The sequence below is a fragment of the Kitasatospora misakiensis genome (assembly GCF_042656005.1).
Taxonomy (GTDB): domain Bacteria; phylum Actinomycetota; class Actinomycetes; order Streptomycetales; family Streptomycetaceae; genus Kitasatospora; species Kitasatospora misakiensis.
On the sequence record NZ_JBHSOF010000021.1, the window covers coordinates 40,615 to 59,335 of the forward strand.

Annotated in this window: 15 protein-coding genes, 1 tRNA gene and 3 pseudogenes; 12 read left to right on the top strand and 7 right to left on the bottom strand. The window is 75.2% G+C overall.

Features of this window, described 5'->3' with window-relative positions; translation table 11 throughout:
* Positions 1 to 8: 8 nt before the first annotated feature.
* Positions 9 to 419, bottom strand: coding sequence for a carbohydrate-binding protein (locus tag ACFP3U_RS17860; RefSeq protein ID WP_380226596.1), 411 nt, complete (start codon positions 417 to 419; stop codon positions 9 to 11).
* Positions 399 to 1,220, bottom strand: a pseudogene (locus ACFP3U_RS17865) (hypothetical protein); the annotation flags it as partial. The pseudogene ACFP3U_RS17865 and the gene ACFP3U_RS17860, both read right to left, overlap by 21 nt.
* A gap of 351 nt (positions 1,221 to 1,571) precedes the next feature.
* On the opposite strand from ACFP3U_RS17865, the gene ACFP3U_RS17870 reads away from it, so the two are divergent.
* The 3 genes and pseudogenes from ACFP3U_RS17870 to ACFP3U_RS17880 form a co-directional block, all read left to right on the top strand.
* On the top strand, positions 1,572 to 2,984 hold the full coding sequence (locus ACFP3U_RS17870; protein WP_380226534.1) for a PASTA domain-containing protein: 1,413 nt from the start codon (positions 1,572 to 1,574) through the stop codon (positions 2,982 to 2,984).
* A gap of 369 nt (positions 2,985 to 3,353) precedes the next feature.
* Positions 3,354 to 3,815: pseudogene (locus ACFP3U_RS17875) on the top strand (ATP-binding cassette domain-containing protein); the annotation flags it as partial.
* A gap of 175 nt (positions 3,816 to 3,990) precedes the next feature.
* A pseudogene (locus tag ACFP3U_RS17880) lies at positions 3,991 to 5,199 on the top strand (ATP-binding cassette domain-containing protein); the annotation flags it as partial.
* A gap of 63 nt (positions 5,200 to 5,262) precedes the next feature.
* Here ACFP3U_RS17880 and pgm read toward each other — a convergent pair.
* The 3 genes from pgm to ACFP3U_RS17895 form a co-directional block, all read right to left on the bottom strand.
* Complete coding sequence (gene pgm / locus ACFP3U_RS17885; RefSeq protein ID WP_380226535.1) at positions 5,263 to 6,915, bottom strand: phosphoglucomutase (alpha-D-glucose-1,6-bisphosphate-dependent); 1,653 nt, start codon at positions 6,913 to 6,915, stop codon at positions 5,263 to 5,265.
* Between the two features lie 193 nt (positions 6,916 to 7,108).
* Positions 7,109 to 7,408 carry a YciI family protein gene (locus tag ACFP3U_RS17890; RefSeq protein WP_380226536.1) on the bottom strand — a complete coding sequence of 100 codons (300 nt, stop codon included), beginning with the start codon at positions 7,406 to 7,408 and terminating at the stop codon, positions 7,109 to 7,111.
* Positions 7,409 to 7,482: 74 nt separating this feature from the next.
* A tRNA-Tyr gene (locus tag ACFP3U_RS17895) sits at positions 7,483 to 7,562 on the bottom strand.
* Between the two features lie 322 nt (positions 7,563 to 7,884).
* Here ACFP3U_RS17895 and ACFP3U_RS17900 point away from each other — a divergent pair.
* Positions 7,885 to 9,408: an FAD-binding protein gene (locus ACFP3U_RS17900; protein WP_380226537.1), complete on the top strand. Its 1,524-nt coding sequence runs from the start codon at positions 7,885 to 7,887 to the stop codon at positions 9,406 to 9,408.
* 335 nt (positions 9,409 to 9,743) lie between these two features.
* Positions 9,744 to 10,079 (top strand): ArsR/SmtB family transcription factor, encoded by a 336-nt coding sequence (locus ACFP3U_RS17905; RefSeq protein WP_380226538.1) that lies wholly within the window; start codon positions 9,744 to 9,746, stop codon positions 10,077 to 10,079.
* Positions 10,080 to 10,179: 100 nt separating this feature from the next.
* Here ACFP3U_RS17905 and ACFP3U_RS17910 read toward each other — a convergent pair whose 3' ends face one another.
* A complete protein-coding gene (locus ACFP3U_RS17910) occupies positions 10,180 to 10,635 on the bottom strand; it encodes a carboxymuconolactone decarboxylase family protein (RefSeq protein ID WP_380226539.1) in 456 nt (151 codons plus the stop codon).
* A 223-nt stretch (positions 10,636 to 10,858) separates the two neighbouring features.
* On the opposite strand from ACFP3U_RS17910, the gene ACFP3U_RS17915 reads away from it, so the two are divergent.
* The 7 genes from ACFP3U_RS17915 (at position 10,859) to ACFP3U_RS17945 (ending at position 18,107) form a co-directional block, all read left to right on the top strand.
* Positions 10,859 to 11,557 (top strand): hypothetical protein, encoded by a 699-nt coding sequence (locus ACFP3U_RS17915; protein WP_380226540.1) that lies wholly within the window; start codon positions 10,859 to 10,861, stop codon positions 11,555 to 11,557.
* A gap of 128 nt (positions 11,558 to 11,685) precedes the next feature.
* The gene (locus ACFP3U_RS17920; RefSeq protein WP_380226541.1) at positions 11,686 to 12,612 is read left to right on the top strand and encodes a DUF4129 domain-containing protein; all 927 of its coding nucleotides are present in this window, start codon (positions 11,686 to 11,688) and stop codon (positions 12,610 to 12,612) included.
* Positions 12,609 to 13,244, top strand: a complete 636-nt coding sequence (locus tag ACFP3U_RS17925; RefSeq protein ID WP_380226542.1) for a hypothetical protein — start codon at positions 12,609 to 12,611, stop codon at positions 13,242 to 13,244. The genes ACFP3U_RS17920 and ACFP3U_RS17925 overlap by 4 nt, the downstream gene beginning before the upstream one ends.
* Positions 13,245 to 13,314: 70 nt before the next feature.
* Positions 13,315 to 14,391: an AAA family ATPase gene (locus ACFP3U_RS17930; RefSeq protein ID WP_380226543.1), complete on the top strand. Its 1,077-nt coding sequence runs from the start codon at positions 13,315 to 13,317 to the stop codon at positions 14,389 to 14,391.
* A complete protein-coding gene (locus ACFP3U_RS17935) occupies positions 14,388 to 15,989 on the top strand; it encodes a DUF58 domain-containing protein (protein WP_380226544.1) in 1,602 nt (533 codons plus the stop codon). The genes ACFP3U_RS17930 and ACFP3U_RS17935 overlap by 4 nt, the downstream gene beginning before the upstream one ends.
* Complete coding sequence (locus tag ACFP3U_RS17940; RefSeq protein ID WP_380226545.1) at positions 15,986 to 16,597, top strand: hypothetical protein; 612 nt, start codon at positions 15,986 to 15,988, stop codon at positions 16,595 to 16,597. Before ACFP3U_RS17935 ends, ACFP3U_RS17940 begins: the two co-directional genes overlap by 4 nt.
* A gap of 199 nt (positions 16,598 to 16,796) precedes the next feature.
* Positions 16,797 to 18,107, top strand: a complete 1,311-nt coding sequence (locus tag ACFP3U_RS17945; RefSeq protein ID WP_380226546.1) for a serine hydrolase domain-containing protein — start codon at positions 16,797 to 16,799, stop codon at positions 18,105 to 18,107.
* 75 nt (positions 18,108 to 18,182) lie between these two features.
* Here the strand turns inward: ACFP3U_RS17945 and ACFP3U_RS17950 are convergent, their stop codons facing one another.
* The gene (locus tag ACFP3U_RS17950) at positions 18,183 to 18,665 is read right to left on the bottom strand and encodes a hypothetical protein (RefSeq protein WP_380226597.1); all 483 of its coding nucleotides are present in this window, start codon (positions 18,663 to 18,665) and stop codon (positions 18,183 to 18,185) included.
* Positions 18,666 to 18,721: the final 56 nt, after the last annotated feature.

Below are 18,721 nucleotides of genomic sequence, written 5' to 3' on the forward strand. Positions count from 1 at the left end.
GGGTCGGGTCAGCGGACGGCGATCCGGTCGAGGTTGGGGCCGCCGTCTGCGGTGGTCGAGGTGAGCCGGACGGTGTTGGCCCCGGCCTTCAGCGAGACCGGCAGGGTGGTGGTCGCCCAGGTGTCCCAGTTCGCGGTCGGCGGGAAGGGGTGCCCGGCGGCGATCCGGGTGCCGTTGACGGTGATGTCCATCGGCCGGGCGGCGGCGGTGCCGTTGGCGTGGCGCAGGTCGAGGGAGGCCGTCGAGGCGGCGCCCGCCTGGATCGTCCACTCGGCGTAACTGCCGGGCGTGTTCTCCAGGTTGACGAACCCGGCGCCGCTGTGGCCGGCGTGGTCGGTGTCGACGCTGCCCCGGGAGATCCGCGCCTCGTCGACCCGGTAGACCCCGGTGGGCCCGGAGACCAGCTGGTAGCCGCGCATCGCGGAGGTCAGCAGGTAGCAGTCCTGGAGCGAGCCGGAGGTGTCGCCGAGCGAGCGGTAGATGCCCCACTTGGGCCGCACCCGGTCGGCGAGGAAGGTGTCGACGCCGGTCCGCTCGACGTCGACGACGGTGGCGCCGGCGCTGCGCAGGATCCACCGGACCGCACCGGCGGAACCGTCGCCCACCGTGATCCGAAAGTCCACGTCCACCCAGCGGTCGTGCAGCGGGTCGAGGCTGGTGCGCCCCACCAGGACGCCGCTGATGGGGAGTTGGAGTTCGATGGTCTGCGCTCCGGCGACCCGGCGCAGCGACTGGACGACGATCGGGGAGGTGCCGTTGCCGGGCTGCTTCATCTGCATGATGTGGGTGAAGCTGGTGGTCGCCTTCAGCGCCGACGGGATGTACATCGAGTAGGTGGTCCGCCAGGTCTGGCCGGACCGCCACTCCAGGAAGCCGCCGCCCGCCGGGCTCCGCATGCCGGTGACCTCGTGCCGCTGGCGGTCGGTGGCGGAGTCGCGGTCCACCGTGTGCATGGTCCAGCGGTAGGTGTCGTTGTCGACGCGGATGTGCGGATGGCCGGCGGGGTGGGAGTCGGCGCGGTCGTCCTCGATCGTCTCGAAGGCGGCGAGGCCGTCGGCCGCGGCGGACGGCGCCCAGCGCTGCTGCCAGCTGGAGACGCTGAGGGCTGCGGAGGCGGAGGCGGCGGCGGCCGTGGTGGCGTTGGCGGTGCGCGGGAGTGCGGCGGTGGCGGCGGCGGTGAGCGCGGCGCCGAGGACGGTTCGACGAGTGGGCCTGTTCACGTGGCTCCTTGCGGTCGGGGGGCGGGTGATCGCCGGAGAGCAGCAGGAGGAGAGGGGGCGCGGCAGGGTGGGGGAAGCCCGGGGACGGACGGACCGTCAGGGCGGGTGACGTACAGAATTCCGGCGTGAGGGTGCACGGTCAAGAGATATCGTTAGGAAACTTTCCCAATTATCAGCGGCGGCGGGCCGGACATCCCTGCCCGACCGGCGTTCGAACGGCCGGTGACGGTTCTGCGGTCGACCGGTCACGGGCCGGTCCCGGTCCGGGAGTTGGCGGTTCCGTCGCCGGGTGGCCGGGTACCTCCGGGGCGGGTCGGGGCGGGTCGGGGCCTACCGAGACCGAGGGGGACCATGGCGCTGTACTGCGAACTGTGCGGCACCCGCGCGGACGGGGCCGAACGGCTCGACGTCTACTGTCCGGGCGAGTACTGCGGCACCGATCTGCGGGCCGGGTCGGACGCCGGTGTGCGGGCCTGGTGCGAACCGCCCCGCCGGTTCGGGGTGGCCGGCGGCACGGTCTTCACGGACCTCCTCGTGTACAACGCCGGGCCGCGCCCTACGGGCTTCCACATCGAACCGGTCGAACCCGTCCAGGGGCGGCTGGACTTCGACCGGCAGGCCGCCGAGGCGCCGCTGCCGCCCGGCGCGACCCGCCGGGTCGAGCTGCGCTGGACCGTGCCGTTCGACTTCGTCGGGCTGGGCCTCGACATCGCCTCCCGGTTCGGCGTGCCCGGCGCCGACCTGGCGGGCCGGGTGCAGGGCGCGCGGTACTCGCGGTTCGGCGTCGCGCTGCGGGTCGCCGCGACCTCGGCCCGCCAGGGGGCGGCCTGCGCGGCGTTCGCGGTGGACGTGCCCGGGCAGCTCGACGTCGACCCGGGCGACGACGACGGCAGCGGGCATAACGGGAACGGGCAGAGCGGGAACGGACCCGGGGGCGGGAACGCCGAGGGCGGGAACGACTGGGGCGGGCGCGGCGGGGGCGGTCGGCCCGCGCCCGGGCGGCGGCCGTCCCCGGGGCAGCGGCAGCGGCCGGACGGTCGGACCGGCGGGGGCTGCGGGCCGCTGGTGATCGCGGTGCTGGTGGCGGTCGTGGCGGTGCTCGTCGCGGTCGTCCTGGTGCTCGGTGTCGGCCGGGGCAGCGGCAGTCCCTCGGCGGGATCCGGCGATACCGTCCCCTCCCAGCCCAGTCCGGCTCCGGTCACCTCGGTCGTGACCGTCACCTCGGCCGCCTCCCCGAGCGAGCGGCCCGGCACCGGGACTGGAACCGGGAACGGGAACAACGGCGGGGGAAAGGTGAAGCCCTCACCTTCCCCCTCCCCCTCGCCGCGAACGACGTCCCCCTCCCCCTCGCCCCGAACGGTCGTGCTCCCGCCCCTGGCCGGGCTGGGCCAGGCCGACGCCGAGGCGAAGCTCAAGGCCCTCGGGCTGCGTTCGACCGCCCGGACCGTCACCGCCGGCCGGCTGCCCGCACTCCAGGTGCTCGCCACCGAACCGGCCGCCGGGGCCGAGGTGCCCGTGGGCGCCTCCGTCGTGCTGCGGGTGTCGGACGGCCGGGCAGCGGTTCCCGACATCGCGGGCCTGACCCGCGCCGACGCCGAGAAGTTCCTCCGGGACCTCCACTTCACCAAGGTCACGGCCTCCGGCACCGAGGACCGCAGCAAGCCCGTGAACCAGGCCCTGCGCACGGACCCGGCCGCAGGCACGGTGGTGCCCCTGGACTCCCCGATCACGCTCTGGTACGCGGCCAAACCGATCATCCGCTGAGCCGCTCCACCGGCCCAACACCGACCGGCCGGCGGCGCGGCGGCGGCGGCGGCGATTCCCTCGGAAAATCGATTGCACCTCCCGAACGACGCGTCTACGGTGCTGCCCATGGGTACTCTGTGACATCCCCCGCGCGACGGCGTTGAGCTTCGCTCCGCCACCCCGCGCTGCCTCCATCCGTGCTTCCGGTCCTCCCCCAGCGCTGCCGCCTGCCCTACGGCGTCCGGCTCCGGCGGGGTGCCCCGACGCGCGCGGATGCGTCCGTCCGTCCGTTCCTATCGGCCCGGCCCGGCCCACCCCGGCTCAGCCCCGCCGAGAACAGGGGACTTCACCTTGATCACCCCATCACGCACCACCAACACCACCACCATCACCACCTCGCAGCTCACCCTCCAGAACGTCACCCGCCGCTACGACGACCGCGTCGTGCTGGACGGCGTGTCCTTCAGCCTCAAGCCGGGCGAGCGGGCCGGGGTGATCGGCGACAACGGCGCCGGGAAGTCGACCCTCCTGCGCCTGATCGCTGGTCAGGACCAGCCGGACAACGGCGAGTTGACCGTCGTCGCCCCCGGCGGCATCGGCCACCTCGCCCAGTCCCTGGACCTGCCGGCCCGGGCCACCGTTCAGGACGCGGTGGATCTGGCGCTCGCGGACCTCCGGGCCTTGGAGGCCCGGATGCGCGGCGCCGAGGCCGGGCTCGCGGACCTCACCGGGCCCGAGCTCGCCACCGCGCTGGCCGCGTACGCCGACCTGCTCGCCCGGTACGAGGCGCGGGCCGGCTACCAGGCGGACGCCCGGGTGGACGTCGCCCTGCACGGGCTCGGCCTGCCGGGCCCAGGGCCCGTCTTCAAGCCCCCGTCGTCCGCCCGGAGGGCGGGCGGGGCGGCGTTGGGGTGCGTGCATCGGCGGCGCCGAGGAGGGAGTCCATGCGGAGCATCGGCGACTGACGAGAAGCCGTCGAGGTGCGTGCCCCGGCGTCGCCCCGCAGGCGGGGGTTTGAAGACGGGCCCTGGCGCGGGACCGGGCGCTGGGTACGCTGTCGGGCGGCGAGCGGTCGCGGTTGGCGCTGGCCGCGACGCTGGCGTCCCGGCCGGAGTTACTGCTGCTGGACGAGCCGACCAACGATCTGGACGACCGGGCGGTGGCCTGGCTGGAGGCGCACCTGCGCGCCCACCGGGGCACCGTGCTCGCGGTCACCCACGACCGGGTGTTCCTGGAGCGGGTCGCCACCACGATCCTGGAGGTCGGCGAGGGCCGGGTGACCCGTCATGGCGACGGCTACGCCGGGTATCTCACCGCCAAGGCGGCCGAACGGCGCCGCCGGCTCCAGGAGTACGAGGACTGGCGGGCCGAGCTGGACCGCAACCGCCGGCTGGCCGCCGCCAACTCGTTCCGGCTGGAGGGGATTCCACGCAAACTGCCGTTCGCCGTGTTCGGCCACGGCGGCTTCCGGGCGCGCAGTCGCGGCCACGGCGCGATGGTCCGGATCCGCAACGCGAAGGAGCGGGTCGAGCGGCTGACGAGCAGTCCGGTCAGCCCGCCGCCGGAGCCGTTGGTGTTCGCCGCCCTCCTGGCGACCGCCGACGGGCCGGACACCCGACCGGCCGCGGAGCTGACCGGCGTCCGCGTCGGGGACCGGCTGGCCGTGCCGTCGCTGCGCCTCGGCGGCGGGGAGCGGCTGCTGGTCACCGGACCGAACGGCGCGGGCAAGACGACGCTGATGCGGGTGCTGGCGGGAGAGCTGGTCCCCGACGAGGGGTCGGTCCGCACCCGGGGCCGGGTCGGCCACCTCCGGCAGGAGGAGACGCCGTGGCCCGGCGAGCTGACGCTCGCGGAGGCGTTCGCCGCGGGCCGCGAGGGCGACCGGGACGAGCACACCGAACAGCTGCTGTCGCTCGGCCTGTTCGGCCCGGCCGACCTGCGCCTGAGGGTGGGCGAGCTGTCCTACGGCCAGCGGCGCCGGATCGAACTGGCCCGGCTGGTCGCCGAGCCGGTCGACCTGGTGCTGCTGGACGAGCCCACCAACCACCTCTCCCCCGCCCTCGTGGAGGAGTTGGAGGCGGCGCTGGCGGACTTCCGGGGCACGGTCGTCGTCGTCAGCCACGACCGCCGGCTGCGCGACCGCTTCGCCGGCGAGCACCTGGAGCTGGACGGCGGACGCGTCACCCGCCTGCCAGAGGCCGCGACGGCGCCGGCCGGCGGCGGTCACGGGTAAGCGCCCACCGGACCGCGGCCCGGTGGGGCGTACCCACCGGGCCGCGGCGCGCCGGGCGAACCGTCAGGCGGACGCCTGACCGGCGAGCACCTCGTTGACCAGCTCGCGCGCCTCCTCCTGGACCCGGGCGAGGTGCTCGGGGCCCTGGAAGGACTCCGCGTAGATCTTGTAGACGTCCTCCGTACCCGACGGGCGGGCCGCGAACCAGGCGCTCTCGGTGCACACCTTGATGCCGCCGATGGCCGCGCCGTTGCCCGGGGCCTCGGTGAGGACGGCGGTGACCGGCTCGCCGGCGAGGTCCCCGGCCTTGACCTGCTCGGCCGACAGGCGGGAGAGCAGCGCCTTCTGCTCACGGTCCGCCGGGGCGTCCACGCGGGCGTACGCGGGGGCGCCGAAGCGGTCCGTCAGGTCGCGGTAGTACTCGCTGGGGGTGCGGCCGGTCACGGCGGTGATCTCGGCGGCCAGCAGGGCGAGCAGGATGCCGTCCTTGTCCGTGGTCCACACCCCGCCGTCGCGGCGCAGGAAGGACGCGCCGGCCGACTCCTCGCCGCCGAACGCGATCGAGCCCTCCAGCAGGCCGTCGACGAACCACTTGAAGCCCACCGGGACCTCGACGAGTTCGCGCCGGAGGTCGGCGGCGACCCGGTCGAGCATCGAGGAGGACACCAGCGTCTTGCCCACGGCCGCGTCGGCCGGCCAGTCGGCGCGGTGGCGGTAGAGGTAGTCGACGGCCACCGCGAGGTAGTGGTTGGGGTTCATCAGGCCGCCGTCGGGGGTGACGATGCCGTGCCGGTCGGCGTCGGCGTCGTTGCCGGTGGCGATGGCGTACTCGTCGCGGCGGGCGATCAGCGAGGCCATCGCGGCGGGCGAGGAGCAGTCCATCCGGATCTTGCCGTCCCAGTCCAGCGTCATGAAGCGCCAGGTCGGGTCGGTGACCGGGTTGACCACGGTGAGGTCGAGGCGGTGGGTCTCGGCGATCCGGCCCCAGTAGGCGACGGAGGCGCCGCCCAGCGGGTCGGCGCCGATCCGCAGGCCGGCGGAGCGGATCGCGTCCAGGTCGAGGACCGAGACGAGGTCCTCGGTGTAGGTGGTGACGTAGTCGTGGCGGCCGGTGGTCGCCGCGGCCAGGGCGCGCGCGTACGGCACCCGCTTGACGCCGCGCAGGCCCTCGCGGATCAGGGCGTTGGCACGGTCCTGGATCCAGCCGGTGGCCTCGGAGCCGGCCGGGCCGCCGCTCGGCGGGTTGTACTTGAAGCCGCCGTCGCGGGGCGGGTTGTGCGAGGGGGTGACGACGATGCCGTCGGCGAGCGACTGCGGGCTGCGCCGGTTGTGGGTGAGGATCGCGTGCGAGACGGCGGGGGTCGGGGTGTAGCCGTCGGCGCTGTCCAGCAGGACGGTCACGCCGTTCGCCGCCAGCACCTCGACGGCGGTGGCCTTGGCCGGCTCGGACAGCGCGTGGCTGTCGGCGCCGAGGTACAGCGGGCCGGTGACGCCCTGGGCGGTCCGGTACTCGCAGATCGCCTGGGTGGTGGCGGCGATGTGGTCCTCGTTGAACGCCGCGTCCAGCGAGGAGCCGCGGTGGCCCGAGGTGCCGAACGCGACCCGCTGGCCCGGCTCCTCCGGGTCCGGGTGCAGCGTGTAGTAGGCCGTCACCAGCCTCGCCACGTCCACCAGGTCGCCTGGCTGCGCCGGCTGACCGGCCCGTGCGTGTGCCATCGTCTTCTCCCACTGGATGTCTCGCCGTGCGCCGGCCCCGCGGCCCGGCGCTTCCTGCCCCGTGCTCACCGATCGTAGCCAGTGCACGACCGCTCTCCGAACCGGGGCGCGGGGCCGCGTCGACACCCGGGCCGACGGGTGACGGGACGCGGACCGGGCCGACGATTCACGGGACGGGACGGGCGGCGGGGCCTCAGGCCGGGAGCTGCTGCCGGTAGGGCTCCAGGGCGGGCGCGACGACGGTGGCGAGGAACTCCGTCACTTCGTAGACGGCCAGCCCCTCGACGGCGAACGGGTCGGTGCGGACGAGCGCCTCGATCGCCGCCCGGTCCTCCCCGACGGCGAGGATGATGCCACCGTCACGGGGCACCTTGCGCCCGGAGGCCAGGAAGGTCCCGTCCGCGTAATGACGGTTCAGCCACTCGACGTGCGCCGGCAGGAGCGCGTCGACGCGGTCGAGCGGCACGGTGTAGGTCAGCTCCAGAACGAACATGCGGCCGAGCCTATCCGTACCGCCCGGCCGCCCCGGGCGGGGTGCGGCTCCGGGGCGGCCGGGCGGTCCGAGGGTGGGCGAGGATGGATTCGAACCATCACAGCCGAAGCGGGGGCTTTACAGGCCCTTGGGCTCTCCCAGGCCCAGCTCGCCCTCGGTCGTCGTCGTCATTCCTTGATCCCGACGACCCCCACTCTCTCCCGGCCGTCGTGCGCGGACAACCGGTTTTCCGGCCACCGCGAATCCTCTGCCTACGCACCCTCGGGCCGTTGCCCGCCCTGGTCCGGGATGTGACGACGGGCCGGGGCGGGTGTCCGGATCTCGACGCCACCCTTCATGGTATAGACCACCCTCCGCACTCCGGACGGTCGACGCCGCCGGAGCGGCCGACCCCGAGCCGTTCAGGCACGGACCTTGTCCACGCGCCGACCGCGATACAACACTGCTCATATGACGATTGATCGGAGAAATCTGAAATGAGCGAGTCAGCCCTGCCCCGCCGCACTGTGATCGCCGGTGCGGCGGCCGCCGTCGTCGGGTGGAACACGGTGGACCGCGCCTGGGCCGTCGAGACCCCCGCCACCGAGGCCCCCACCGAGGCCCCCGCCGACGGAGCCGCCGCCGACGCGCTCGCGGCGCCGCCCCGGCTGGACGGCACGCTGGTGGCCGACGGCGGGACGCTGGCCCGGTTCGGCGGGGACTTCGGGCACCTGGTGACCGCCGCCCCGCGCGCCGTGCTGCGGCCGGGCTCCGTGCGCGACGTCGCCACGCTGGTCGCCTTCGCCCGCCGCCACCGCATCCCGGTCGCGATGAACGGCCAGAGCGGCACCGGCAGCGCCGCGGAGCTGGAGTCGCACTCCAGCTACGGCCAGGCCGAGGTGCGCGGCGGCGTCGCGATCGACGCCCGCGGACTGGACCGGATCATCCGGATCACCCCCGGCCGCGCCGTCGTGGAGGCGGGCGTCACCTGGGCGCGGCTGACCGACGCCGCCCTCGCCCAGGGTTGGATGCCGCCCTGCCTGACGGACTACCTGCACCTGTCGGTGGGCGGCACGCTGAGCGTCGGCGGCATCGGCGGCGGTGTGCAGCGGTACGGCTTCCAGACGGACACGGTCGAGTCGGTGGACGTGGTCACCGGCACCGGCGAGCTGGTGACCGCCTCGGCGCACGAGAACCGCGAGCTGTTCGAGGCCGTGCTGGGCGGCGGCGGGCAGGTCGGCCTCATCGTCCGGGCCACCCTGCGCCTGGTGCGGGCGCGCGAGCGGGCGCTGGTCGTCAACCTGTACTACGACGACCTGTCCGCCTACCTCGCGGACCAGGAGAAGGTGATGCTGGAGCGGCGCTTCGACCTCCAGGTCGGCGACGCGTCGCTCAACGCGGCCGGGACCGGCTGGCGCTACAAGGTCGAGGGCGTCGTCCACTACGACGGCACCGCCGCGCCGGACCGGGCGGAGCTGGTGCGCGGCCTGCGCTGCGTCGCGGCCGACACGACCTTCGTCGACCAGACGGCGCGCGAGTACGCGTACCGGGTGGACGCCTTCGCCGACTACCTGCAGGCGGCCGGCCTCTGGTCGCAGCCCAAGCCCTGGATGAGCCTGTTCCTGCCCGCCTCGACCACCGAAACGTTCATGCGCGAGGCCTCCGCGCTGCTGACCCAGGAGGACCTGGGCGCCGGCCTCCTGCTCTTCTACCCGTTCCGCACCGACGTGTTCACCCGCCCGATGACCGTCATGCCGGACGAGCCGGTCGGCTTCCACTTCGACCTGCTCTGCTTCCCGACCCCGGGCGCCGACCACGCCGCCGCGCTGCGGCGCAACCGCCGGCTGTACGACCGGGCGGTGCAGCTGGGCGGCAAGCGGTACCTGATCGGGGCGATCCCGGGTCTCACCCGCGCCGACTGGCGGCGCCACTACGGCTCCCGCTGGGGGCGCGCGGTGGCCGCCAAGCACCGCTTCGACCCGGCCGGGATCCTGACCCCGGGCCAGGGCATCCACTCCTGACGGCCCGCCGCCCGGTGCTCACCGCGGACCCGTGCTCGCCGCGGCGGCGAGCACGGGTCCGCGGCGGGCACCGGCACGGTCACACCAAGCGGCGCATCCCCGCGGCCGTCCGCAGATGCCGGAAGGTCGCCACATCGGGTGTCCCGACCCGCAGCTCGTAAGGGTCATTCGCTGCACTCACGCATTACAGCATACCGACGGCGGCCACCCCGGGACCAGGGGGCACCGGAGCCGACGCAACCCCGCCGAGCGGCCACGCAACCCGGCGCTCCCCTCGCCCACTTGGGCAACTGTCGCGGGCCGAGCGGCCCCACCGCCGCGTTACGGTGGGGGCCATGAGCTACCGCCACCCCGACCGCGAGCAGATCCGGATCGAGCACGTCCTGACCGCCCTCGGCAACCCCGTCCGCCTCTCCGCCGTCCGGGTCCTGAACGGCGGCGGCGCGCACAACTGCGGGAGCGTGCTCACCGCGATCGGCATCACCGCCAAGTCGACGATGACCCACCACTGGCGGGTCCTGCGCGACAGCGGGGTCATCCACCAGCAGCCGTCCGGCCGGGAGAACCTCCTGCGCCTGCGCCGCGAGGACCTCGACGCCCGCTACCCCGGCCTCCTCGACGCCGTCCTCTCCGGAGCCCACGACGACGAGCGCCACGGCGAGGCCGACTGAACTCCGGCCGCCCCAGAACGGTCCGGGGCCGGGCGGCATGTGGCGTGCCGTCCGGCCCCGGACCGTTCACCCCCGGGACGCTCTTGTGGATGTCAGGCGGCTACCAGGTCGCGCCGGCCGGCTGGCGGGTCGTGGCGTTCAGCCGGTTGAAGAGGTTGGTCAGGCTGATCCACAGCACCAGCGAGGCCAACTGCTTCTCGTCGAAGTGCGCCGCCGCCGCGTTCCAGACGTCGTCCGGCACCACGGCACGGTCCGCGAGCCGCGTCACGTGCTCGGACAGCTCCAGCGCCGCCCGCTCCGCGTCCGTGAAGAACGGCGCCTCCCGCCAGGCCGCCACCGCGTGCAGGCGCTCGTCGGTCTCACCGTTCTTCTTCGCGCTCGCGATGCCGCCCACCACGCAGTAGCTGCATCCGTTGATCTGGCTCGCCCGCAGGTGGACCAGCTCCAGCAGCCCCTCCGGCACGCCGCCCTTCTTCGCCGCCTTGACGACCCCGAGGATCGCCGGCAGCGCCTCCGGGATCACCACGGCCGGGTTCGCCATCCGCGCGTCGTTCATGAGCTGTCCTCTTCCGTTCGTCGTCCTGCTCGGTCACTGCACTGACGGGGGCCGACGGAGGAATGTGACAGCCGCGGTGGTCCTTCTTCGCGAGGCCGCCGCAGTCGGACTTCCACAAGTTCGTCACAAGGAGCGCCGGGCCCCTCGCCCCGGCGGCCGTGCCCGGGCAGCATCGTGGCAGGGCATCGGGGAGGTGCCCGGGGACGCGATCGAGGGGGCTGCGATGAACGCGCGCATCAAGGACGCGAGGCCGCCCGGTGGATTCCGACGGATCGCCGGACCGGTCGTCCGCGTGGTGACGCAGGCCCTGTTCCTGCTGACCGGACTGGCCACCACCGTGCTCGGCTTCACCTGGTTCGTCGACGGCTACCACGCGGTGGGCGCCCACCGCCACGCCCCGGCCTGCGGCACGGCGGCGGCCACGCCCGGCACGGACTGCGTCCTGCACGAGAGCGGCAAGGTGACGGCGCGGAAGGTCAACCGGAACGAAGACAGCACCACCTACTCGCTGACCGTGACACGCGAGAAGGCCCCCAAGCACACCTACGACGTCGGCAAGGCCTTCTACAACGACGCGAAGGTCGGCACGGACGTGGACCTGGCGATCTTCCGGGGGCGGGTGGTCGAGCTCTCCTACCACGGGCACCGCGCCGAGAACCCGATCACGCCCTGGCTGACCTCCTTCAAGGTGGCCCTGCTGGCCGGCCTGGGCACGCTCCTCACCGCCCACGGCCTGACCTGGTGGCGTTCCGGCGCGAATTCGGTCCCCGTCGTCGCGGGCGGCTTCACCGCCTTCGTCTCGTTCTTCGGCGCCCTCGTCCTCATGTCGACACAGTGGGCGCTCGCCCTCACCCTCGGCCTCTCCGTCCTCGGCTGGCTGCTCCTGACCGCCGCGACCACGGCGGCCACCATGGACGGCTGACCCTCCCGGCCCCGGCCCGGCGGGGGGGTACGGAGGGTGACAGTGTGACAGGTGGTGTGCGACGCTTCGTCCGCGCTTGAGTGCGGTGTGGCGGGGGCGCGGTGTGGTGGGGAAGCGGGGGTGGTCGTGTGCGAGGGTCCGGCGTGGTGCTGGTCGTCGGCGGGCTGACGCTCGCGGCCGCGGGGCTGCGTGCGGACGGCGGGCTGCTGGGTTCGGGCGGTTCGGCGCCGGTCGGAGCCGTCGGTCTGGTCGTGCTGCTGGCGTTCGGATGGGCGGTGGCGATCGGGCGGTTCACCGCGCGGTTCTGGACGGAGGTCCGCCACCTGACCGGGCCGACGCCGTGGGCCGAGCGGCTGCGGGCGGCCGCCGGGGCGCTGCTGGCCGTGGCCACCCTCGCGGTACCGGTACTGATGGTGGTCTTCCACCTCCGCAGCGGCTCCGCCGATGCCCCGCTCCCGGGTGACGCCCCGCCGCCCGCCCCTGAGGTGGCCGCGTCCGCCCCGCCCGGCGCGCCCGTCACGATGGGCGAGCCGACGGACACGGTGGCCCGCGTGCTGGTCACCGGATCGCTGGTGGCGCTGGCGCTCGTCCTGCTGGCGCTGCTGGTGGCGGCCGTGCTCCGCGTCCGGTGGCGTCGGCGGTCGCGCCCGGCCGGGCTCACCGCGGTCGCCGGCGCGGTGCCGGAGCCGGCCGAGGACGCCCTGGCCGCCGCCGTGGACACCGGTCGGCGAGCGCTGCACGGGGACGATCCGCGGACGGCGGTGATCGCCTGTTACGCGGCGATGGAGGCCGCGCTGGCGGAGTCCGGTGTGCCGCGCCGGGACTGCGACAGTCCGACCGAACTGCTGGAGCGGGCCGTCGCCGACCACCGGGTCGACGGCCGGCACGCGTACGCGCTGACCGGGCTGTTCCGCGAGGCCCGCTACTCGACCCACCCGATGGACGACGCGCACGTGCGCCGGGCCCGTTCCGCGCTGGACGCGCTCGCCGCCGGGCTGGCGGAGCCGGACGCGCGCCAGGAGCCGTTGGTCGGCGCCGCCGGGGAGCCGCGATGAGCGCCCGCCGCGCCCGCCGCGTCGACCGCCTCACCGAGGGGCAGCCGCCGCGCGAGGTCGACCTGGCCGCGCCCGGGTCGGTCCGGCACAGCCTGCTGGAGCTGGGGTTCGTCGCCCTCCTGGCCGAACTCCTCTTCGGCCTGGTCGGCGGCCTGCCGGCGGCGGGCGCCGGTGCCGTCCTGCTCACCGTCGCCGGCCTGGCCGCCGGCTGGTACGTGGCCGGTGCGGGGGCCCGGCGCGAGGGTCTGGGCCACCGGCTCCGGAAGCCGCTGATGGACTCCCGCGCACCCGGGCTCGGCGACTGGCGCTGGACCGTCCGCCAGGCCCTGGAGCCGGAGGGCGACGGCCGGCCGCTCCGCTCCCGGCTCCAACGGCTGTACGCCGCACGGCTGTCCGAGCTCTACGGGCTGTCGCTCACCGCCGACCGGGGCCCGGTCGCCGAGTTGGTCGGCCCCGAGCTGTGGCCGTGGATCGACCCCGAGTCGGCGGCTCCGACCGCGACCGTCCCGGCGCCGGTGCTGCTCGCGCTCGTCGAGCGCTTGGAGTCGCTCCGGGCGGTCCCGGGGCGGTCCCCCGCTCCCTCCGGGGACCAGCGGGACCCGCGCCCGCCGGACCGCCCGCCGGCGCCGTGACCGGGCGGCCCCGTCCCCACCGGAGGCCGCGCCGCCGGGCCGTTCCGAACCGCTTTTGTCAGGAGATCAGATGACCGCCGCCCCGCAGGACACCGCCGAGCCGACGACCGACCCGAGGATCGCTCCGAGGATCGCCCCGGCCGCGCCCGCCGCGCTGACGCCGCAGCAGGCCGGCGAGCGCGCCCGCGCGGTGCTCGCCGAGATCGAGCGGGCGGTGGTCGGCAAGCCGGAGGCGCTCCGGCTGGTCATGCTGGGCGTCCTGGCCGGCGGGCACGTGCTGATCGAGGACCTGCCCGGCCTCGGGAAGACCCTGCTGGCCCGCTCCTTCGCGACCACCCTGGGCCTGGACTTCCGCCGGATCCAGTTCACCCCCGACCTCCTGCCCTCGGACGTCACCGGGGCGCCCTTCTACGACGCGCGCACCGGCGAGATGGTCTTCCGGCCCGGCCCGCTCTTCACCCAACTGCTGCTCGCCGACGAGATCAACCGGACCCCGCCCAAGACCCAGGCGGCGCTGCTGGAGGCGATGGCCGAGGAGCAGGTGTCGGTCGACGGGTCCACCCGCCGGCTGCCGCAGCCCTTCGCGGTGATCGCCACCGCCAACCCGATCGAGTACGAGGGCACCTACGCGCTGCCCGAGGCGCAGTTGGACCGGTTCCTGCTGCGGGTGCGGATGGGGTACCTGTCCACCGGTCTGGAGGCGGCCATGCTCCGGGCCCGGCTGCACCGGTCGGCCCCCGAACCGGTGCTCACCGCCGTCGCCGACCCCGCCGAGCTGCTGGCGATGCGGGCGGCGGTGGAGCGCGTCGAGGTGGACGACGACCTGGTGGACTACGTGGTCGCGCTGGTGACGGCGACCCGGGAGGACCAGCAGATCCAGGTCGGCGCCTCACCGCGCGGCGGGCTGGCGCTGCTCCAACTGGCCCGGGCGCGGGCGATGCTGGAGGGCCGCGACTACCTGACGCCCGAGGACGTGAAAGCGCTGGCCGTACCCGCGCTGGCCCACCGGGTCACGCTCCAGCCGGAGTTGTGGGTGCGGCAGGTCGAGGCGGACGAGGTGGTGGCGCGGCTGGTCGGCTCGGTGCCGGCCCCGCGCACCGTGCCGCGGCCGGCCGACGGGACGGACGGGACGGACGGCACGCGGTGAGCGGCATCGACACTCCGGATGCGACCGCCGCAGCAGCGACGGCCGCGAACGCGGCCCAGGCGCGCAGGCTGGCCGCCCAGGCCGGTGCGGCCGGCGGTGGGCCCGGTGCCCCGTCGGGCGCGCGGCCGGTGCGCGCGCTGGCGGTGACCGCCCCCGAGCCGCCCCGCCGCGGTGGCGCGACAGCGGGCTCCGCCGGAGAGGTCCACCCGCCCCGCCTCCGGACCCGGTCCACGCCGGCCGCCCGCCGCTCCGCCCCGCCGCCCGGGACGGTTCCGGACCCGGTCACCGCCCGGATCCTCGCCCGCAGCACCCGGGCCACCCTGCACGGCCTCCCCCACGACCCGCCCTCCCCGCACTGGCGGATCACCGAACGCACCCTGCGGCTGCTGACCGTGGCCGCCGCCGCGACCGCCGCCGCCCTGGCCACCGGGCACGCCTGGCTGCTGGCGCTCGCCGCGGCACCCGCCGTCCTGCTCGCCCTGGCCGCTCCCGGCGCCGGCCGGCCCACGAAGCTGACCACCGCCGTCGGCACCGAACCGCGGCGCTGTTTCGAGGGCGAGCGGATCACCGTCCGGGTCGACCTCCGGCACGACGGGACGACCGGCGGGCTCGACCCGGTGATCGCCCTCGGCCGCGGGCTGGAGCTGGAGTCGGTCGCGGTCGGTCCCGCCGTCCTGGCACTCACCGTCCGGGCCGACCGCTGGGGACGCTGGGCGCTGGGCACCATCGACATCGACGTGTCCGACGCCGGCGGCCTGACCTGCCGCACGGTGCGGGCCGACCTCGGCGAGGTGGACGTCTTCCCGGTGCCCACCGCGGCCCGGCTGACCCCGGTCCCGGTGCGGCTGCCCGAGCGGATCGGCGAGCACACCACCGCCCACGAGGGCTCCGGCATCGAGGTGGTCGGCGTCCGCCCGTACGTGCCGGGCGAACGTCAGCGGCGCATCCACTGGCCGTCGACGACGCGGCGCGGCAGCGTCCAGATCAACCAGTTCGCCGCCGAGCGGGCCGCCGACGCGGTCGTCCTGCTGGACGCCCTGGGCGACTTCCACGACGCGGCCACCAGCAGCTCCAGCCTGGACGAGAGCCTGCGCGCGGCCACCGGGCTGACCCGCGCCTATCTGCGGCGCCACGACCGGGTCGGCCTGGTCGCGGTCGGCGGGCAACTGCGCTGGCTCACCGCCGACACCGGCGTGCGCCACCTCCACCGGATGGTGGAGAGCGTGCTGGAGGTACGCCGGGACCGCGCCCTGCGCGACTCCGTCCCGCCCCGGCTGCCGCTGCCCGCACTACCCCGGCACGCCCTGGTGTACGCCTTCACCCCGCTCGCCGACCAGCGGATCCTGGAGGTCCTCGGCTGGATCGGCGAACGCGGCAACCCGCTGGTGGTCGTGGAGGTCCCGGCGGGCGAGCCGACGGTGGAGCCCGGCGACGAGATCGGGGCGGTCGCCCTGCCGCTCTGGCGCGCCGAGCGCGACGCGATGCGCCGGGCACTGCGCAACCGCGGCGTCCCCGTCGTCCAACACACCCCCGGCGAGGCGCTGGACCTGGCGCTCGCCCCACTGCTGCGCCGCCGGATCGGAGGCCGGAGCCGATGAACTCCCCTACCGTCACTGCTCCCCCGACGGGCTCCAGCACCCGCCGCGCACGCCACACGCTCCGGGCCGAACGGGCCGCCCTGCGGTGCACCGGTGCGCTGCTGGCCCTCGCCGCAGCCGGGGCGGGCGGCGTGCCGGGCGGGGTGGTCGACCGGGCGGGCTCCGCCGGCGTCCCGGTCGCCGCCGCCCTCGCCATGTTCGGCGCGTGGGCCGCCGTCCCGTCCGAGGAGTCGCCGCGCCCCGCGTTCACCTGGCCCGCCCGCCTCGCCGCCCGCCGCACCACCGTGCTCGCGACGGCCGCCGTCCTGCTGGCCGCACCCGGCGACCCGGGCCCCTGGCGGGCCGCCGGCCTGGTCGTCCTGCTGACCGCCCACCTGCTCCTGGTCGACGCCTTCGGCCCGCACCGCCGGACGCCCCGCCCGGCCCACGCGCTCGCCGCCCTCGCCGCGGCGCTCCTCGTCCTGCCCGTGGCCCTCGCCGCCACGCCCGCCGGGGAGTGGTCCCGTCCGATCGCCCTCCTCGGCATCACCGCCGCCGCCTGGGGCATCGGCCGCGCCCTCCGCCCACCCCGGCCGGGCGCGGAGGAGACGGGGGAACCGGGGGTTTGAAGACGGACCCCAGGCCGTCCCGCGCACCACGTCAAGCCACCTGGCGATGATCTGACGGTACGTCATCTCCGTCGATCGGCGGGCGGCCCGGTCCTCGGGGCTCATGCGTGATGACCCCCCGGAGGACGATGCGCACGGGGTGCGGCGGCTGCGAGGGTGGTGCCGGCGGCCCGGGACCGGGCCGGAAGGGGCGGGCATCATGACCATCGTTCAGGCTGGAACACCGCGCAGGCGCGGCCGGTTGGGCACCCGGCTGGCCGCCGTCGCCCTGGCCGGTGCCACCGTCGTCACGCTCGCCCCGACCGTGGCGGTGGCGGCGGCCGGGACGGACGCGTCCGTGACGGAGCGCCGACCCCGGGTCGAGGGGCAGCGGGAGCTGCGGGACCTCGTGGAGCACGGCGGGACGACCGCCGCGCTCGCGGAGATCCGCCTCCCCGGCCGCTCCCCGTGGCGGGGCGCCGCCGGGACCGCCGACCTCGTCACCGGGCAGCCGGCCAGGTCGGACGGCCGGTTCCGGATCGGCAGCGTGACCAAGACCTTCGTGGCGACGGTCGTCCTCCAACTGGTCGGCGAGGGCCGGCTCCGGCTCGACGATCCGGTCGAGCGGCACCTGCCGGGGGTCGTCCCGAACGGCGCCGCGATCACCGTCCGGCAGTTGCTGAACCACACCAGCGGCCTGTTCAACTTCACCGAGGACGAGCGCTTCCTGGTCACGGACGAGGCCAAACTGCGGGACTTCGCCTACGGGGGGTGGCGCTACCGGGACTACCGCCCGCAGCAGTTGGCCGCCGTCTCCGCCGAGCACCCGCCGTACTTCGCGCCCGGGCAGGGCTGGCACTACTCCAACACCAACTACGTGCTCGCCGGGATGATCGTCCGGAAGGTCACCGGGCACAGCTGGCAGCACGAGGTCGAGCGCCGGATCGTCCGGCCCCTGCACCTGGACGGCACGGTCTTCCCGGGCTCGGAGACCGGCCTCGGCGGCCCGCACGCCCACGCGTACCTCGACATGCCGGCCGGGCCCGCCGACATCACCCGGCTCAACCCGTCCGTGGTGGACGCGGCCGGCAACGGCATCTCCACCACCGCCGACCTCAACCGCTTCCACGCCGCGCTGTTCGGCGGCAGGCTGCTGCGGCCGGCCGAGCTGACCGCGCTGACGGACACGGTGCCGACCACGTTCGAGGGCGCGCGGTACGGGCTCGGTGTGCTCCGCATCGACCTGGGCCCGGGCTGCGAGGCGGCCTGGGGCCACGACGGCAGCCTCCCCGGCTGGAGCACCCTGCTGCTCGGCAGCCTGGACGGGCGGCGGCAGTTCGCGCTGTCGCACAACCCGTTCCTGGGCAAGGACACCTCGGCGAGCAGCGAGCCGATCGATTCGCTCATCGCCAAGACGCTCTGCGGCCCGGGGACGGGCCAAGGCGCCGCCGCGGAAGCCACCCCAGTCCCGAGGACGCTCCCCCGCACCGACCCGGAGCCGCGGGTCGGGCCCGTCCCGGCCGTCCGCTGAACCCCGCCCGCCCTGCCGGGCCGCCGTGGCGCGGCCCGGCAGGGCGGGCGGAGGGGCGGTGGTCCGGCCCCGGGGTCAGACCTCGTCCGTGACGGCCAGGGCGTCGGCGATCAGGCGGGTGGCGAAGTCGTGGTCGTCGCCGACGATCCGGTTGATGTGCTCCGCGAGGAGCACGGAGGTGGCTTCCAGCGGGTTCATCTCGGCCCTGGTCCAGTCCCCGTACTGCGCGCGCCACAGGTTGGGGCTCAGCCCGGTGCCCGCGGCGATGAGGAGGCCGGCCATGGTGGGGATGACCTCGGGGCGGAAGGTGTTGGGCATCATCCGCATGGTGGCCACCAGGGTCGGCACGATGTGCTCGACGACCTCCTTGTCGTGCCGCTCGCAGACCACCCGCAGCCAGTCCATGTACATGTAGATGAGCGTGCAGACGCCCTCGAGCAGCGCGTCGGCCTCCGCGGGGCCCAGGGAGGCGGCGAACTGGTCGACCATCCGCTGCTGTTCGGGGTCGGTGCCGGTTCGGCCGTCGTAGATGGCCTTGAGCCGCGAGTCGATCACCATGAGCGCGGTGCTCACATCACCGACGGGCGCGTTGGCGGGGTCGCAGGGCGATGACG

What these genes read in the sequence shown, in the direction of transcription:
- ACFP3U_RS17900 (WP_380226537.1), top strand. Translation starts at nt 7,885, where the DNA reads ATGAGCGAGTCAGCCCTGCCCCGCCGCACTGTGATCGCCGGTGCGGCG.
- ACFP3U_RS17925 (WP_380226542.1), top strand. Translation starts at nt 12,609, where the DNA reads ATGAGCGCCCGCCGCGCCCGCCGCGTCGACCGCCTCACCGAGGGGCAG.
- ACFP3U_RS17870 (WP_380226534.1), top strand. Translation starts at nt 1,572, where the DNA reads ATGGCGCTGTACTGCGAACTGTGCGGCACCCGCGCGGACGGGGCCGAA.
- ACFP3U_RS17905 (WP_380226538.1), top strand. Translation starts at nt 9,744, where the DNA reads ATGAGCTACCGCCACCCCGACCGCGAGCAGATCCGGATCGAGCACGTC.
- pgm (WP_380226535.1), bottom strand. Translation starts at nt 6,915, where the DNA reads ATGGCACACGCACGGGCCGGTCAGCCGGCGCAGCCAGGCGACCTGGTG.
- ACFP3U_RS17915 (WP_380226540.1), top strand. Translation starts at nt 10,859, where the DNA reads ATGAACGCGCGCATCAAGGACGCGAGGCCGCCCGGTGGATTCCGACGG.
- ACFP3U_RS17930 (WP_380226543.1), top strand. Translation starts at nt 13,315, where the DNA reads ATGACCGCCGCCCCGCAGGACACCGCCGAGCCGACGACCGACCCGAGG.
- ACFP3U_RS17945 (WP_380226546.1), top strand. Translation starts at nt 16,797, where the DNA reads ATGACCATCGTTCAGGCTGGAACACCGCGCAGGCGCGGCCGGTTGGGC.
- ACFP3U_RS17950 (WP_380226597.1), bottom strand. Translation starts at nt 18,665, where the DNA reads ATGGTGATCGACTCGCGGCTCAAGGCCATCTACGACGGCCGAACCGGC.
- ACFP3U_RS17860 (WP_380226596.1), bottom strand. Translation starts at nt 419, where the DNA reads ATGCGCGGCTACCAGCTGGTCTCCGGGCCCACCGGGGTCTACCGGGTC.
- ACFP3U_RS17910 (WP_380226539.1), bottom strand. Translation starts at nt 10,635, where the DNA reads ATGAACGACGCGCGGATGGCGAACCCGGCCGTGGTGATCCCGGAGGCG.
- ACFP3U_RS17890 (WP_380226536.1), bottom strand. Translation starts at nt 7,408, where the DNA reads ATGTTCGTTCTGGAGCTGACCTACACCGTGCCGCTCGACCGCGTCGAC.
- ACFP3U_RS17940 (WP_380226545.1), top strand. Translation starts at nt 15,986, where the DNA reads ATGAACTCCCCTACCGTCACTGCTCCCCCGACGGGCTCCAGCACCCGC.